General features: G+C 60.7%; 17 protein-coding genes. 11 read left to right on the forward strand and 6 right to left on the reverse strand.

Annotated features, from left to right (window positions below; all coding sequences use genetic code 11):
* Positions 1-341: 341 nt before the first annotated feature.
* Entirely contained in the window at positions 342-608 is a 267-nt protein-coding gene (locus tag HUG10_RS07345; protein ID WP_179168947.1) for a HalOD1 output domain-containing protein, read from the reverse strand.
* Between the two features lie 462 nt (positions 609-1070).
* Between HUG10_RS07345 and HUG10_RS07350 the strand changes: the two genes are divergently transcribed.
* Positions 1071-1436 carry a nuclear transport factor 2 family protein gene (locus HUG10_RS07350; protein WP_179168948.1) on the forward strand — a complete coding sequence of 122 codons (366 nt, stop codon included), beginning with the start codon at positions 1071-1073 and terminating at the stop codon, positions 1434-1436.
* A gap of 38 nt (positions 1437-1474) precedes the next feature.
* Here HUG10_RS07350 and HUG10_RS07355 read toward each other — a convergent pair whose 3' ends face one another.
* Both HUG10_RS07355 and HUG10_RS07360 read right to left on the reverse strand, forming a co-directional pair.
* Positions 1475-1645 carry a hypothetical protein gene (locus HUG10_RS07355; RefSeq protein ID WP_179168949.1) on the reverse strand — a complete coding sequence of 57 codons (171 nt, stop codon included), beginning with the start codon at positions 1643-1645 and terminating at the stop codon, positions 1475-1477.
* Between the two features lie 84 nt (positions 1646-1729).
* A complete protein-coding gene (locus HUG10_RS07360; RefSeq protein WP_179168950.1) occupies positions 1730-2467 on the reverse strand; it encodes a lamin tail domain-containing protein in 738 nt (245 codons plus the stop codon).
* A 209-nt stretch (positions 2468-2676) separates the two neighbouring features.
* On the opposite strand from HUG10_RS07360, the gene glmM reads away from it, so the two are divergent.
* The 3 genes from glmM (at position 2677) to HUG10_RS07375 (ending at position 4677) form a co-directional block, all read left to right on the forward strand.
* Complete coding sequence (glmM, locus tag HUG10_RS07365; RefSeq protein ID WP_179168951.1) at positions 2677-3999, forward strand: phosphoglucosamine mutase; 1323 nt, start codon at positions 2677-2679, stop codon at positions 3997-3999.
* 76 nt (positions 4000-4075) lie between these two features.
* Entirely contained in the window at positions 4076-4288 is a 213-nt protein-coding gene (locus HUG10_RS07370; RefSeq protein ID WP_179168952.1) for an antitoxin VapB family protein, read from the forward strand.
* Positions 4285-4677: a PIN domain-containing protein gene (locus HUG10_RS07375; RefSeq protein ID WP_179168953.1), complete on the forward strand. Its 393-nt coding sequence runs from the start codon at positions 4285-4287 to the stop codon at positions 4675-4677. Before HUG10_RS07370 ends, HUG10_RS07375 begins: the two co-directional genes overlap by 4 nt.
* 102 nt (positions 4678-4779) lie before the next feature.
* Here the strand turns inward: HUG10_RS07375 and HUG10_RS07380 are convergent, their stop codons facing one another.
* Entirely contained in the window at positions 4780-5196 is a 417-nt protein-coding gene (locus HUG10_RS07380) for a hypothetical protein (RefSeq protein ID WP_179168954.1), read from the reverse strand.
* Positions 5197-5672: 476 nt separating this feature from the next.
* Here HUG10_RS07380 and HUG10_RS07385 point away from each other — a divergent pair, with 476 nt between their 5' ends.
* From HUG10_RS07385 to HUG10_RS07400, 4 genes are all read left to right on the forward strand, one after another.
* Positions 5673-5954, forward strand: coding sequence for a PadR family transcriptional regulator (locus tag HUG10_RS07385; RefSeq protein ID WP_179168955.1), 282 nt, complete (start codon positions 5673-5675; stop codon positions 5952-5954).
* Between the two features lie 324 nt (positions 5955-6278).
* Positions 6279-9500, forward strand: coding sequence for a PAS domain S-box protein (locus HUG10_RS07390; RefSeq protein ID WP_179168956.1), 3222 nt, complete (start codon positions 6279-6281; stop codon positions 9498-9500).
* A 590-nt stretch (positions 9501-10090) separates the two neighbouring features.
* Entirely contained in the window at positions 10091-10537 is a 447-nt protein-coding gene (locus HUG10_RS07395; RefSeq protein WP_179168957.1) for a DUF7344 domain-containing protein, read from the forward strand.
* Between the two features lie 920 nt (positions 10538-11457).
* The gene (locus HUG10_RS07400) at positions 11458-12681 is read left to right on the forward strand and encodes a right-handed parallel beta-helix repeat-containing protein (protein WP_179168958.1); all 1224 of its coding nucleotides are present in this window, start codon (positions 11458-11460) and stop codon (positions 12679-12681) included.
* Between the two features lie 73 nt (positions 12682-12754).
* On the opposite strand, the gene HUG10_RS07405 is transcribed toward HUG10_RS07400, so the two are convergent.
* Together HUG10_RS07405 and HUG10_RS07410 are read right to left on the reverse strand one after the other, a co-directional pair.
* Positions 12755-13243 (reverse strand): metal-dependent hydrolase, encoded by a 489-nt coding sequence (locus HUG10_RS07405; RefSeq protein WP_179168959.1) that lies wholly within the window; start codon positions 13241-13243, stop codon positions 12755-12757.
* Complete coding sequence (locus tag HUG10_RS07410; protein ID WP_179168960.1) at positions 13244-13756, reverse strand: hypothetical protein; 513 nt, start codon at positions 13754-13756, stop codon at positions 13244-13246.
* Between the two features lie 778 nt (positions 13757-14534).
* Here HUG10_RS07410 and HUG10_RS21650 point away from each other — a divergent pair.
* The 3 genes from HUG10_RS21650 to HUG10_RS07425 all read left to right on the forward strand — a co-directional run bounded on the left by HUG10_RS21650 (position 14535) and on the right by HUG10_RS07425 (position 16153).
* The gene (locus tag HUG10_RS21650) at positions 14535-15113 is read left to right on the forward strand and encodes a hypothetical protein (protein WP_218780658.1); all 579 of its coding nucleotides are present in this window, start codon (positions 14535-14537) and stop codon (positions 15111-15113) included.
* Positions 15114-15253: 140 nt separating this feature from the next.
* On the forward strand, positions 15254-15703 hold the full coding sequence (locus HUG10_RS07420) for a type IV pilin (protein WP_179168961.1): 450 nt from the start codon (positions 15254-15256) through the stop codon (positions 15701-15703).
* Between the two features lie 6 nt (positions 15704-15709).
* Positions 15710-16153 (forward strand): type IV pilin, encoded by a 444-nt coding sequence (locus HUG10_RS07425; RefSeq protein WP_179168962.1) that lies wholly within the window; start codon positions 15710-15712, stop codon positions 16151-16153.
* Positions 16154-16224: the final 71 nt, after the last annotated feature.

Raw genomic sequence — 16224 nt, forward strand, 5'->3', positions numbered from 1 at the left:
AGTTTGAGAACCCGTTCTTACTGAGCGTGACGTTACGGATCGGTGTAGGGGACAAACTCCGTGTTCCCGCATTCACACGTACCGTTCGTTCCCATCGGGCGGAGTTGATTCTCCGTGGTCTGCTGCACCGTGTACACGTTCCGGCATTCCGTGCACATGCCGAACCCTTCCGGGTCGCCACCAGACGTTGGCTCGTCCTCACCCATTTTCCTCCGCTGTACGCCAGCGCCGCTATATAGCCGTTTCGCGAGTATACACGTGACTACCGGAACCGGTGTGGTAGCGAAAACTCGGGGAGCCCGTGGACACGACCACTCAGTACCGGTGAGGGCTGCGCGAGCTTATGGCGTCGGAATCACGTCGAGTGGTTCAACCGTGAGGTATTCGTTGCGTTCAATGGTGACTCGGGAGTTGCTGTAGTCGAATGACACTGTTCCCGAGCGACGAGTTGGCCCCTCGTCCTTGGGCGCGAAGATCTCGTTCAGCGCATCGGGGTTGACAGCTTCGGTCAGCTGTGGGAGCGCCTCCGGCGCACACTCTTCGGCCGCACTCACCGCCGAAACGACTGCAACGTCCACCGGCTCGTCAGGGCCAATTTGATATCTCATAGTGACTTGCTAGCACCCACCACATAATAAATCCCCAGTTTTACTCATGGAATTATGTCCCGTGATGCGTTGCCGCACATTCCGTTGGGTGAGCGTGAACGAGACAGCCGAAGAAGAACCGTCCGTTCGCAGACGCTACTGAACTATTCGATACAGTACGCTGCGAGAATTGCGGAGTACTGCAACAGCGTTCGATAGGGACGATATCGGGCGTAGAAAACCAGCAGATTAGCTATTTAATTGCGCCCGTCCGGCAAGGGTTCGAATATCGCGCGTACAGTCAGTACTGGCGCTACATTCTGGCTCGTTGGACGTCGCCCCCAAAAAACTATCCAGCGGAGGTCCGGCGGCGCCTCGTTGTCCACAGGGGCGAAACGCAAGCTTGGAAATCCACTTTCGCAGGTACAGGTACGGCTTGCCGCCGTGCAAACTAGCACCAGGTGGCGGCCTGTTCGTCTCAATATGCCCACCGACTCGACCGTACGTCTAGCGGCGCTGGTCCGCAGGTACTACGACTGCATTGATGCTGCCGACTACAACGGCGTCTTCGAACTATTCGATGAGGAGATAACGTATCACCGGCCTGGCCAGCCACCCATCGAGGGGATCGAGGCTCTCCAAACCTTCTATCTCGAAGAACGCCCACTGGAACTAGGCGAACACACCATCGAGTCACTCGTCGTCGACAATGACACCGTCGCCGTTCACGGCCGCTACGCCGGCGAGCAGGGCGGCGATACCGTCGACTTTGGGTGGGCTGACTTCCACACGTTTGACGACGACGTCATCGTCGAGCGTCATACCTACACTGACCGCGATACGATCTGACAGGGGATACTGGCGTCTCCGCTTGAGAAGTTGGGAGGTCATGGACAGTGATTCAGATCAAGTTCCGTGAAATCGATAGCCGCGATGCTGTCGCCAACAACCCATGGAGAACTGCCACCGATCGTTCGTTCACCGCTCACATGCACTGCCAGCGATGACTCGTCATAGTGATGGAACGCCGTCGAGAGCGCGTTCTGAAACACCTGCATGAGGTAATCCGCACTCCACGTATCGTGGATAACACTTCGGACTCCAAAGCAACGACACCCAAAAATCGCGAGGCGGTGGCGCAGTTAACAGTCGTCGTCCGAGGACGTCGTCTCGCTGTCACCGCTCTCGGCGCTACTGTCTGGCGTCGACGTGGCCGTGTCAGTACTGTCGCTCTCGCCGTCATCTGCGGTCGGCGTCGAGGATTCCTCTGTGGCTGTCTGCTCCGCAGTCGCGGTCGGTTCCTCGGTCGAAGTCGGTTCCTCTGCAGTCGACGTGGGTTCCTCAGTCGACGTTTCTTCCTCGGTTGCCGTCGACTCCTCGTCAGTCGCAGTCGAGTCCTCAGTGTCGTCCCCGCCGGAGTCGCCGGTGCTAGACGAAGTCTCAGTCGAGGTCGAGGTTGAAACGGGCTGGTCGTTGGTGGTACAGACGTCGTTGCCGTCGGGGTCGAGCAGCGCGACCACGTCGTTCCCATCATCGTTGAGCACGCCGCCGTCGTAGTCGAACGTCACATCGGCATCGTCGACGGGTTTGTACCCGGAGGCGACTTTGAGCTCTCCACCCGCCTCGATCGTCGTATCTTTGGGGAGCGCTCGTCGCTGATTTGTGCCATCGTTGCCGTACTCGAACGCCACTTCGTAGCCGGAAACGTCGACCTCACTGTCGCCCGTGTTCCTGAAGACGACGTACTCCGCCTCGACGGCGACCTCCGCGCACTCGATGGACTTGTTGCTCTGGCCGAGGACCGTCGTTGCGCTTGCACCGACTGCGAGTGTGGTAGCGATACCTTTGAGAAACGTGCGTTTGGTGTGCGGCTTCGGCACGGAACAAAATATCCGGTCAAACGTCCATAAGTCTATTTTCAGCGAGTTACATAGATTATCAGCAATCCACACTGAAACCCTCAATATTAACAATTTGTTTGTCTCGAACCCTTGGTAGTCCCTTTGGCCAGGTCCCATCTCTGGGACAGATTCCGTCGCTGCCAGCGAACACCCAGTAGATTAATATCGATCGTGCTGACGTGTCAGCAATGTTTGGTACGAGCGGCATCCGCGGGCGATTCGGCGAGGCGGTCACGACCGAGCTCGCGCTCTCCATCGGCCACGCGCTTGGTGCCTGTGGCTACGAGACGATCGCCCTCGGTCGCGACGGTCGCGACACAGGGCAATTGTTGGCCGATGCGCTTGCGAGTGGCGCTCGTGAAGCCGGGATCGATGTGATTCGGCTTGGCCAGGTTGCGACGCCAACGCTTGCACGGAGCGTAGGGTGGCACGATGCCGACGCAGGCGTGATCGTCACTGCGTCGCACAATCCACCAGCGGACAACGGCTTCAAATTCTGGACGCCAAGCGGCCAGGCGTTCGACGAGGGACAGCGCCAGCTACTCGAAGACGCGATTCGCGATGCGGCTGGATTGCCCGTTGCGTGGGATGAACTGGGTGACGCGGTGTGCATCGATGAGGCAGCCGACAGGCATCGTGACGTGCTGGTGGATGGTGGCGAGTCGCTCGCGGGGCTCAGCGTGGTCGTCGACGTAGGGAATGGCATGGGTGGGACGACAGTGGAGGTTCTCCGGTCGCTCGGGGCAGACGTGCAGACGCTTAATGCCGATGTAGACGGCGGGTTCCCGGCCCGGCCGAGCGAACCGACCGCGACGACCTGTACGACGTTGTGTTCGGTCGTCGCGGCGACGGATGCAGACATGGGGATCGCCCACGATGGCGATGCCGACCGGATGATGGCGGTCGACGAGACGGGGAGGTTCTTGGGTGGTGACGAGTTGCTGGCGCTCTTCGGGAGTGCGATGGTCGGCGAGGGCGATCGGGTGGCGGTGCCGGTGAATACGAGTTTGCTTGTCGCGGATGCCGTGGCGGAGCGGGGTGGCGAGATCGTCCGGACACGTGTCGGTGATGTCTACGTTGCGGAGGCGGCACGTGCAGACGACGTCGTGTTCGGCGGGGAGCCAAGCGGGGCATGGATTTGGCCCGGGGAGACCCTGTGTCCGGATGGGCCGCTTGCTGCACGTCGGCTCGCGGAGCTTGTAGTCGAGTCTGGGCCGCTCTCGGAGTTGGTGACTGCATACGATTCGTATCCGATTCAGCGTGCAGTGGTTGAGACGGACGCGAAAAAGCGCGTGATGGATGCTGTCGAGGGGACGGTGCAGTCGAGCTACGAGGAGGTGACGACGCTCGACGGCGTGCGTGTTGCGCATTCTGATGGCTGGTTCCTGATCCGAGCGAGTGGGACCGAGCCGTTGGTTCGCGTGACCGCCGAGGCGCGATCCGCGGGTCGTGCGGCGGAGTTGTTGGGGAACGCGCGGGAGCTTGTCGCCGATGCGATGGACGGCGTCTGAGGCCGCGGGTGTGTACTAGTTGGGTCACTCAGGGGTGGCACAACAGTATTGTATACCGACCCGTATACAGACTCGTATGAGTAAAAGCATTCGAGTCACGGACGATACCCATGAAGCGCTTGCCGCACTCAAAGGTGAGGACGAGACATTCGATGAGTTACTCTCTCGACTGGTCCGTGAACGGCGTGAGACTGTACGGAAGGGAGCAGGGCTCTGGAAAGGAACTGATGCCGCAGAGAAGGCACAGAAGGCACGGGAGGAGATGAAGCAGGACGTCGGTACCCGATGACGCTGTATGACAGCAGCGTCCTCATCGACTATCTCGACGGGAATGAGAATGTCGTGACCTACGTCGAGTCGCACCTCGATGAACGCCCTGTCGCCCCGCCGCTTGTGTTGTTCGAGGTCTATCAGGGAGAGGTGTACAAATCGGGCCCGGCGGACTTCGACGCCGTCGACGACGCCTTACGGTGGCTGTCGGTCGTTGATGGGACTGATGGCGTTGCGCGCGCTGCCGGCGAGCTCCAGGCACACCTCCAACAAGACGGCGATCCGCTCACAGCTCGGGACGCGTTCATCGCTGGGGCCGCGATGGAACTCGGCGAACGGCTCGCCGTCACGGACGCCGATTTTGACGTTCCAGGGCTCACTGATGTCCTGGATGTTGATGTGCTGTAATTCCGTCACAAACACTGCGAGTACGTCCCCTGCCAGCGCAACTGCAAGTACACACACCGGCCAAACACGGCGGATGGAGTGGGGGGGCGGATTGTCGGTGGACTACTCCTCGTCGTCCGCGGAGTCGTCGGCCGGGGAGCCGTACGTTCCCATCGGGTCGTCGAGGTCGATGCTGATGAGGTCCGCGTCCTCGTCCCACTCCGGCGCGTACTGAGTCGTGACGTCCGGGATGAGGTCGTACTCCCGGAGGAACGCCTTGGGAGCGATCGTCCCGCCGGAGTCGGTCTTGCTCACGGTGTAGGCGGCCTCGTCAGCGTCCGTGTCCGCGACCGGTTCGATCCCGACACGGTTGGTGTCCTCGTCGAAGTACATGACCGCCCCATCCATCCCGTCGAAGTACTCCTCGGTCACTGGTTGGTTCGCCCCGATGCTGCCCGACTTTCGGATGGAGATCATCGGGTCGGTGCCGGCCCTGCGCCCACGGCCGCGCCCTGAGTCGTCGAATTTTTCGAATCCCATTGTGAACTCGTATTCTTCGTATTCACTTTTAACTATTGGCTACGTTAGCATTCTCTGTCAACGGTTAACCGTATATTACTCTGAATTTCCATGCCGAAATCATACGCGTCTCTCTGAATGAAGATATGACCCGATTATGGGTGTATGTTATAGTTCGACAGTTGTGAAGTCATTTTGTTTCTATCGCAAGGAGGTCACGAGGCTGGTTGGGACAGTACTATGGCACGCCAGCGGTTGCACAGTCAACGACGATGTACGGTGGCCCCAAAAGCCAGCAGCAGACATATCGCAGTGCGATCGAGCATGCGTCCTGCAGGCCCCAATTGGGAACATCCCCTGTCGGGAATGGTAGAAGCAATTAACGACAGCTTCTGTTCCGGACCATGGCTTCGAATATTTGCATTCCCTCACACATTTCTCACTCAGTTTACAGCGGGTTTATAGGTCAGATTGGAATAGGAGTACTCTGGAGGCATATGTTCGACCTTACCGGGTTCCAGCGCGATCTGTTGGCCGTGAGTGCGGGCCTTGAGGAGCCCCACGGATTGGCCATCAAGGATGAGCTCGATCAGTACTACGAGAAAGAGATCCATCACGGTCGGCTGTATCCCAATCTCGACACGCTCGTCGACAAGGCCCTCATCGAGAAAGGGGAACGTGATCGCCGGACGAACGTTTACACCGTGACCAAGCGCGGTCGACGTGAACTCGCGGATCGGCGGGATTGGGAGGCCCAGTATCTCGACAGCATTCTGTAAACTACCCTACTCGATGCCGCTAACGCGGCTCGCTCCGCTGAGGGTGGAGCTTACCGCCTATAGCAAGCTAACTCACCGTCGACTATTGGGCTGCGATCAGGGCCCTCGCTCGTCCCCGGGAGCGACGAGGTCGTCGTCGCGTCATTAGCTCACCTGACGACGCTGTCGGGCTGCCATCCCAGCCACGCCAGCGGTTCCCGTCTTCGAGGGACTATCAGTACACAAACCGCAAACATTCGCAGGGAACGGTTGTGTATTCTCACCCTGTTCGCCACATATCCGTTGACGTGTCTTTACCATCGCTCCCCCGCATCCTAGACAGTCATGGCCCACGATTCTCCACCGGATAACATCGCGACTGACACGACCGTCAGCGCTGAATCCACCCCCGAGCCCCTCAACCACGAGCACTTCTTCCGGAGTATACTCAAAACCGCACAGCTCGATACGCTCATCCTTGACTCCGACGAGACGGTTGTCTTTGCCAGCGAGACGATGAGCGATGTTCTGGGGTATCCACCCGACGAACTCGTGGGGAGATCGGTCGAGGACTTCGTCATCGAATGGGACGTATCGACGCTCCGCTCCGCCGCCGAGGGAACCGACCGACTGGATGTACTGACACGACATGCCGCTGGTGGCGCGGTTCGCGTCCGTGCCGATCTGCGAGAATTCCAGGTCGGCGGTCACCAGCTGTATGCGGTGTTCGTTCGCGACTCCATCGATTCCGAGACGTACGAGCAGACGATCGACCGCTATGAGGCGATCACTGGGATGACGGGGTATGGCGTCTATCAGTTGGATCGTGACGGCTACTTTCGGATGGTCAACGAGCCGATCATCGAGGCGCTTGGGTACTCGCGTGAGGACCTACTGGGCGAGCACGCGTCGATAGTCGTCGACACGGCTGATATCCCCGACTTTTTGACCGCCATCAAGACCCTGCTCGACGGCGACGACCAGATCGCGACCGTCGAGTTCGACGCACACACTGCCGCCGATGGGACGATCCCCTGCGAAGCGCGGCTTACCCTCCTCCGCTCGGATGGATCGATCCAGGGGACGGTCGGCATCGTTCGTGATATTTCAGATCGGAAGGAACGCGCCGAGGAACTCCGGCAGGAGCGGGGGTTGATCGAGCACGTCCTCGACACGAGCCCCGTGGGCATCGGGGTAATCACGCCCGACGGCGACATCGCCCGGGTGAACGATCGGGCCGAGCAGGTGCTCGGGCTGACCATGGAGGAGCTCTCGAGCCAGACCTTCGACGCGTCCCAGCGAAAACTCTACAACTCGGAGGGGAATCAAGTATCGCCTGCGGACTTGCTGAGCCAAGTGTTCGACGACTGCGAGCAGGTCATCGACACCGAATTCACCCTCGAACGACCGGACGGCGATCACGTCTGGGCCTCCATCAGCATCGCGCCGATGACGGATGCCGCCGGCGACGTCGAGAAGGCAGCCATCATCGCCACCGATATCACCGATCGGAAGGAGCGCGAGGAGGCACTCCGCCAGGAGCGCGACGTCATCGAGCACATCCTCGAGACCAGTCCGGTCGGCGTTGGCGTAATCACGCCCGACGGGAACATCTCCCGCGTCAATGACCAAGCCGAGGAGCTACTGGGGCTGACGATCGAAGAGATCACGAACCAGACGCTCGACGTTTCTCAGCGCCGGTTTTACGGCGCCAGCGGACAGCAGGTGCAGCCCGAAGACCTGCTGAGTCGGGTGTTCGAGGATCGCGAGCGCGTGCTAAACTCCGAGTTCCGGCTGGAGCGTCCCGACGGCAAGCGCGTCTGGACCGCCCTCAGTATCGCCCCCATCGAGAACCCGGACGGCGACGTCGAGAAAGCGGTCGTCATCGCGACGGATATCTCCGACCGCAAGGAACGCGAAAAGCGGTTGCGCGAGAGCGAGGGCCGGCTCCGCCAGATCGCCGAAAACATCAACAGCGCCATCTGGATGGCCGACGCGAACCTGAGCGAAGTCCTGTACATCAACCCCGCCTATGAGGACATCACCGGCCGTTCACGGGACTCCGTGTACGACAACCTGATACATCACCTCGATGCTGTCCATCCACAGGATCAGCGTCGCGTCGAAACGGCGATGAAGGAGGTGACGGAGACGTCGCGCAACGCCGTCACCGCAATCAGGTTTCAGGAGAAGTACCGTGTTGTCCAGCCTGATGGATCCATCCGGTGGGTTAACGGCTTCGCGTTCCCGCTGCAGAACGAGGACGGCGAGGTGTACCGGTTCGTCGGCGTCATCGACGACATCACCGAAGTGAAAGAACAGCAGCTCGAACTCGGCCACCAGCGTGACGAGCTCGAGACACTCAATCAGATCAATACCGTCATCCGCCGGGTCAACCAGGGGCTGGTCCAGGCGGCCACTCGAGCGGAGATCGAGAGCCAGGTCTGTGAAACGCTCGCTGCTGCAAAACTGTATCATGCCGCGTGGATCGGCGAAGTCGATACTGGTCTCCGTGACGTCACGCCAACGACCGGCGACGGACTCAGCACCGATTCGTTCGGACGAGCGTTCGATATCGACACAGTTGACGCGATTTCGATGGCAGTCGAGTCGGGTGACATCCAACTCATCCGTGACGTCAGCAGACTCCCGTCTGGACTGCCCGGGCCTGAATCCAGTGACGACGGAGCGTTCGGGCGGGGGCAGCCGTCGGCTGCGGTGATCCCGCTCATCTACAAGGAGACGGTCTACGACGTGCTCGTCGCGTACTCGTCACGCGCGAACGCGTTCAGCGTCCGGGAGCAGGCCGTGCTGTTCGAACTCGGCAAGACGATCGGGCTCGCAATCAACGCCGTCGAACGGAAGGAAGCGTTGGTCGCCGATACGGTCGTGGAGCTCGAATTCGGGTTCCACGATCCGACCGTGTTCTTCGTGACCGCATCAGCCGAACTCGACGCAGAGTTCGAGCTCGAAGGGATCACCTCGCAATCCGATGGCACGTATCTCCAGTATTTCACAGTCCCCGAGATCGCGCCTGAGCGTGTGCTGGACCTCGCCAGCGACGATCCCGGCATCGAGCACGCACGCGTCGTCAGTGTGCACGACGACGACGAGCAGGAGGGCGGCGCACTCTTCGAGTTCATCGTCGATGGCCCATCACTGGCAACCGCCCTGGCCGAGTACGGCGGCACGATCCAGACTGCCAGGTTCACCGAAGGACGGGGAACGATCGTCGCAGCGTTCCCCCAGACGGCCGACGTCAGAACCGTCGTTGAGGCCGTCCAGTCGACGTTTGCGCAAACAGAACTCGTCAGCAAACAGACGCACGAGCGGACAATCCACGCGAACCGCGAGTTCCGGACGTCGCTCGAAGAGATGCTGACGACTCGCCAGCGGACGATCCTCGAGACCGCGTTCTACGCAGGATACTTCGAGTGGCCGCGGGACAGTTCCGGCGAAGAGGTCGCCGACTCGCTCGATGTCGCACCGGCGACGTTCCACCAACACGCCCGTGGGGGGATGCAGAAACTCGTGAAAGCGTTCATCGACGACGCGCTGGCCGCCTAACGCGCCACCGCCTGCTGCCGGTCGACTGCCGAGTGGACGACGCTGGGACGTACCGCTCGCCACAGGGCACCCGAACGGTTCGGGCTGTGGGGGAGCGACGAGGTAACGTAATTAGGCTGGCCGCTCCGGCATTCGTCGTCGGGATGTAGTGGATGACGGGAGGCCTAACTATGGTAGGCGCCGGGGCCAGTCCACCGACTGCGCCCGCCGCCGGCTTGGCGCGGTCCCAACGAAGCAATCGTCCCCACGTCCCCCATTCTCCTGCCGGGTCACACTGCGCCATCCACGCCGGCCGTCCCGTCGGGTGCGGTCGGGAGGTTTGGTTTCAAAGCCGACGTGGCGAGGACGCGAGTTGTAGTCGACCCAATCTCTGTAGGTCATCGGTCGTCGCGTCACGGCGACTCGCCAGCGAACGAGATGCCCACACGTGATCACCGAAACGCATCAGAATTCAGTACGGTTCGGCCACCCCGGTTCACCAGCCACGTCCATTGATTGCCTGACGAAATTTGTTGGTACATCAGCGAAGTGGGAGTATTGCGTTCTTTAGGACTCGTGACTTTGCCGCTCGCGTTCGTACCCGAGAGAGGATGAGAGACAACCGCCACCCGAGCGAGAAATGCAGTGTATCCACAGTCACGAGCGTGGACGATCGGGGAAGGGAGTGGCCGCACCTCCACACCAACCAGGGGTCGCTCATTGCAGACGGCGGGAAGTCGGTATCCGACCGTCCGTTAGAGGGACTGGTCCGGGAGTACGACCGGTACATCTTGTACCATCTGCTGGAGCATGAATCGACCGAGTTCGACGAGCTCGTTGACGTAATTGCGGCCATCGAGACGGGCGACACAGCGGCGGGATCCCCCGATGCTGTCCGCACGAGGATCGCGGTGGAGCTGTATCATGTGCGGCTCCCAAAATTGGATGACCTCGGCCTCATCGAGTACGACCACGACAGTGGAATCATCCGCTATGGAAATCCCCCACCGTACGTCGAGAAGGTCCTCCACCTCACCCAAGATTTTGACGATGCCTAATCGCTCGTAGCAGGGCGTCCTCGCTCGCTCAGTCTCACGGCGACACCGCACCGTCTGAAGGCCGACCGACATCCGAATAGCGGGGTGGGAGCCCGGAGACGTACCAGCATGTCATGACGGCAGCGGCACGTCCGGACGGATGACTGTGACGTGAGGAGCACTAACGCAGGTGTGTCGGATTTCGAAGTCGGTCACTTCCTCATTCCACATTTCGAGGACTCGGGGACTCACGAGCGAAGGGTGCGGAGAAAACTTCACTATGGATGAACATGTTAACCTGTTCAAATGAATGAACTCCCTCCTGCCGACTGGCTCGCATGTCCCAACTGTGGCGCTGCCGACGTTGCGATCAGTCAATTGCTCCCGCAGCCGACCGCCGAGGTCCGGCTGTTCTTCCGATGCGGGACGTGTGGCGCCAGGAGTGGTCGGGTGCGGGTGATGCAGGGTGACACGAGCAGCTGACGTGACTGTCGCCACGTCGATGAGCTCGGTTTCTTACTGGCAGTCAGTTTGGAAGTGTAGAATGGTTCACCGGAGCGCTCGTTCCCGTTCGCCAGGGCGAGACGACACTCCGGGCCGGACGACGGCGATTCGCTGGAAGACGCCAGTCAGTGCCCGGTTTCGGTGCGGACATGGTGGACACCCGCTCGAGAAACCGCCCCGCATCCCAGTTGTCAAGCCCATCGGAACCGGCGCTTGTCCCTGGTATGTAGCCTGTACTGAAGTACTCCCATCACTACATATTCTCGTGCATGACGAGCCCCGAGCCCCGCAGACGGCAGGTGCTGCAAACGCTTGGCGCAACCAGCGTCGCGACGGCACTTGCCGGCTGTGTGGGGCTGTTCGGGGACAGTGACCGGTCCTCGGCTCCGGAAGAGCCACACTCCTCCCCGTCGAATCAGACGCCGACGGAGACGCCAATGCTACCCACCGACCAACCGCCGTACGCCGACCAGTTCGACACGGTCGTCGATCTGGCTGCAGCGGGGGCCGAGACGTCAGGGGAGACGTCGGTCGTCAGCCTTCTGGAGGAGACGATGGCCGACGACACACTCGTGTATCTCCCTGCCGGCCGGTATCAGCTGGACGCGAGAGTCCAGTGTCTGGAATTCGAAAACCTCGGGATCGTCGGCCCTGAGGCCGTCATCGTGCCTGCGGCCGGGTTCAGTGACTACTTCTTCGATCTCGGCCGACCCGACCGAGCCTCGGGTCTGCTGGTCGAGGGGCTCACGTTCGACTTCCGGGCACCACAGACGGGATCGCGTCCACTGAACGCGCTGGTTGCGGACGACCTGCTCGTTCGCGATCTCGACGTGGTCGGGGCACAGGACGCGGGCGGGGAAGGGCTTCGCGTCGACGTAACGCACCCGGAGGGAACTGGCGTCGTCGACCGGCTGCGGCTCCCGGACGGGGCCACTGTCCCGGGAGTCACCGGCTGTTTCGTCGGCAGTACGCACCGGGGGAACATTCGGTTTCAGGACTGCCGGATCGAGGGCTACCACGATAACGGCCTGTACGCTGATCCCGACCACGGATCCGTCGAGGTCATCGGCGGCTACTACGCGAACTCGAACATCTCGAACGTCCGTGTCGGCGCCGACAGCGTCGTCCGCAACGTCCACGTCCGGTGTGACAGTGCCCCCGCCTCGTACACCAACATGCGCGGGATTCGGCTCACGCACGGGCAAGACGTGCTCGTCGACAACTGTACCGTCGAGATGGAGCAGGTCACCGGAAGCGATGGGGGAATCGCCCTCGGCAAATCGCTTGCGTCGGCGACCGTTCGGAACACCGAGATCAGGATCGATGCGGACGGCATCAACGCAATCAAGGTCAAACACGCCGTCGATCCCGTTCGCGCAGACCGAGCGATCAGTTTCGAGGACGTCACGATCACGGGGACGGCGGCGGACGACGCGGCCATTGAAATCAACGAACGGACGGCCTGTACGGTCGACGGGTGTACGATCGAGCAGGACGGGGCAAACCGGGACGGGCTTCGATTTGAACACGGGGCTGAGGCAGTCATCCGTAACACACGTGTTGACGTGACCGGTCGCCCGCTCGTGTCCGTCGATGATTCGGTGGTCAACGTCCTGGGGTCGCACCCGCCTTCGATGAACACGGATCCGGAGGAGGGATAACCCAGTCAGTGCTCGCCACCGACCGGCCGTACTGGTATTGGGATGGACACTCGAGACCCAATCGACGGCTCCGTCACTCGTTCTGTGCGCGCTTGACTGTCCACATGACTGCTGCAAGTGAGCCTGTGAGGAGGGCTGGCCAACGGTCGCTGCTGAGGTACAGCCCTGGAGACGGGATGTGGTAGGTCGAGAGCGGCCAGAGCAGGGGGTAAGAGGAGCCCGTAACGTTCAGGAGCATCGCATCGAGGGCGTGGTGGGAGAAAGCGCCGAGGAGCAGGAGCGCGAGGACCTGGCGTCGGTGGTGCGGGGCGACAAGGAGTGCACCAACCGATGCGGCGAGGAGCGACCCGAACGGAGTGTGGATGGCGAACCAGGAAAAGGGGAGGCCGATGGCCTGTTCGACGACCATCGACGGGACGAGGAGCTCGATCTTGGTGAGGTCCGGGAGGAGTGTGCCGAGCATGGCGACCGTCACGTATGGTGGAGTGATGCGGTCGTCACGGAGCGAGAGCAGCGTCGCGAGGCAGTAGCCGACGAGGACGTGGGTGAGAATATCCGGCATTTATCGCTCCCCATCCATGGCTGTCGACTCCGTCCAGGGGACGAGAGCGTAGTGGTCGAGATCGGGACGCCAGTGCCGGAGCAGTCTCGCGAGCACGAGAAGGCCGCCGAGGAACGAGACGACGTACATGTAGGTGAGTTCCCATGGTTCGCGGACGACGGTTCGCTCGGCCTGGACTTCATTCGTCGCGGTGAGCGTTCCAAATACGATGAGTTGGTCGCCTTCGGCGACAGTCACGTGGTCGCTGGTGGTGACCGTGAATCTCGCGCGCTCGACCCCGGAGTCTGCGGTAATGACGAGCGGGTCGGTCGCAACGACGGTCCCGCTGAGCGACACCCGTTCGCCGACGTACTCGTCGGGGTAGGAGACGACTTCGTCGGTCCCCGGGTAGGCGTTCTGTGCCGGGTTGGGGTCGACAGTTCCGAACGCGACGAACGACACGCCGACGGCGAGGAGGAGGGCGATGATGAGTGTGTAGCGGGGCCATCCGGCGAGGTCGGCAAACGACTGCACGGCTGGTTGCGAGCGCGCCTTGCAGGTAATCCCGTCGCATCTGGTGGGATGGCGCTCGGTGGTCGTAGATTCGGGGCGAGGGCAGAATCCGCGTACGCGGGTTGGTGCTCGGTTCAGGCACCGACGTGGGATGCGGGCGTCGGTCGCTTCCTGAATCTCGATACAGCAAAATAAGACAATTATAATCATGCTTCAGCAACTGCTAAGGCCTGAGACTCCGTTTCTGTGTCCTATGGTCGATGAACGACTGGAATCAAGTCAGGCTCCCCACGCTGTTGGACGGTGTCTCGCGTGTGGACGGATCTACCCAGTTCGATGGACACGGGACGACCAGTTGCAACCGATGGGGACAGCTGGCTCATGCCGATGTGGAAATCCCGAATTCGAACTCCATCCAAGCACGTAGGGCACTGACGAAAGACGGGGCCACACGCCGGAACATGGAACCGCCCGACCAAATCCTGCTGGTTGCTGTCGCTACTCGGGACGGGATCAGGCTCCTCCCCGTCGGTGGAGAACGTGCTCGCGGGTTCACCAAGGCAGGCTCCCGATGGGTGGAGTCGGATGGAAGGCGGTGCCCCGCAAGCAGCGGAGCGGGGCACCCCTACAAGTTGACAAGGAACACGCCACCACGGACTATCTGGCGGCTCCCGACCTCGGGTTGCGACGGTCGCGATATAGGCTTTCTGTCCCGCTGTCGGCCCCCTTCATCAGCTCCCGGTGAGCGGAGGTAGGTACGTCGTGGTGGATTGCTCCTGACTTCCGACCGACGCGCTGGATGACCGACAGCGAGTTCGTTGACGGAAGTCGACCCCACCGGGGGTGGCGCTCGACGAGGTGTATCGGTGACGGAGGAGCGGTGATAATATCGGAGACAGGACTGACAATTTTGCCGATCGACAGGGAGGCGTTCACCGCGGCCAGCGACGAGGAACTGGCCGAGGAGACGAACGCTGAGACGGTCGTTCGGTTCCGCGCCGAGAATACTGACACGGCGATCACGCCCTCCACGATCGCGGCGGGGATAGCCGTACAGATGCGCTTGATGAGCACGGTTCTCCAGAGGCTCAGAGTACGGAATCCCGTCCAGCATCAGGGCGACTATTGGGCACTTTGTGCCGAGAAAACTGTTCGAGAGCCGTTTCGTTCCAGCGAACGCTGGAGGACCTGGATGAGCAGTGTGGAGCCGAAGACCTGGAGGGGTGGCCATGATGATGTCTTGCGGGCGTCAGACAAACGTGCGCTGCATTTCACTTGGAACTGGCTGACACGACCGGCATGCGCTCCTGATGAAGCTGGGGTAACGGGAGTGACCAATAGAGACACAATTTGCTTGATGGCGCCGATTTGCTTCTGACGTTTCCTCAAACAACCGGGTTTCGAATTTGATAATTTGGACACTGGGTTTATTTCCTACTTCCCAGTTCATTAACTCAGACTCAACGCCTCGCAGGGGAGATCCCCAAGCACGAGGCTCCGGGTCGAAGGAATACACAAATGGAATTCAAAAACTTACTCGCAGACGAACGTGCGGTCAGCCCCGTGATCGGGGTCATCCTCATGGTTGCAATTACAGTGATCCTCGCGGCCGTCATCGGGACGTTCGTGCTGGGTCTCGGGAACAACCTGCAGGAGACCTCGCCGAACGCGAACTTCCAGTTCGATTACGAAGAACGTACTGATGGCAATGGATACAACGTCACCGCGACCCACCACGGTGGGGTGACGATCAACGGTGATAACGCTAACAGCCTTACGCTGAATGCCTCTGAGATGCATGACGGTGCTACCCCAAATGGAATAGCGTTCACAGACTTCGACAATGGTGTGAGCTCTGGTGATTCGGAGACCTTACACGAAGTAGCATCTGGTTCTGACGTTCGCGTGATTTGGACGTCGACGAACGGTGGCAACTCCCAGACGCTCGCTGAAGGCCAGGTTCCCTAATCCACGATGAATTTCCAAGACCTCTACACTGACGATCGGGCTGTGAGCCCCGTCATCGGGGTCATCCTCATGGTTGCAATTACTGTGATCCTCGCGGCCGTCATTGGAACGTTCGTGCTGGGTCTCGGAAACAACCTGCAGCAGACCTCACCGAATGCGAACTTCGACTTCGATTACTCGTCGGCCGGGAACAGCCAGTACAACGTGGAAGCGATCCACGAAGGAGGGGCGACCCTGAACGAGGATAACACGGGAACGCTGAACCTCACAGACGCAAATGGGAACAGCGACTCGTTCGATCTTCCTGTGAGCTCCGGTGACTCGGCGCTCCTTGACGGAAACGATGGTCGTGATGGTCCGGTTGCTGCTGGTACCGAGGTCCGCGTCATCTGGACGTCGCCGGACGGTGGTACCTCACAGGCCCTCGCAGAAGGCAAGACCCCGAACTAATCGGTTCGACTTTCTAACAACGTTTTTCTGGCATCAACCGGGAACAGCGAAGCTATACTGGAACGAGGTAG

This window comes from Halorarum halophilum (genome assembly GCF_013401515.1).
GTDB lineage: Archaea > Halobacteriota > Halobacteria > Halobacteriales > Haloferacaceae > Halorarum > Halorarum halophilum.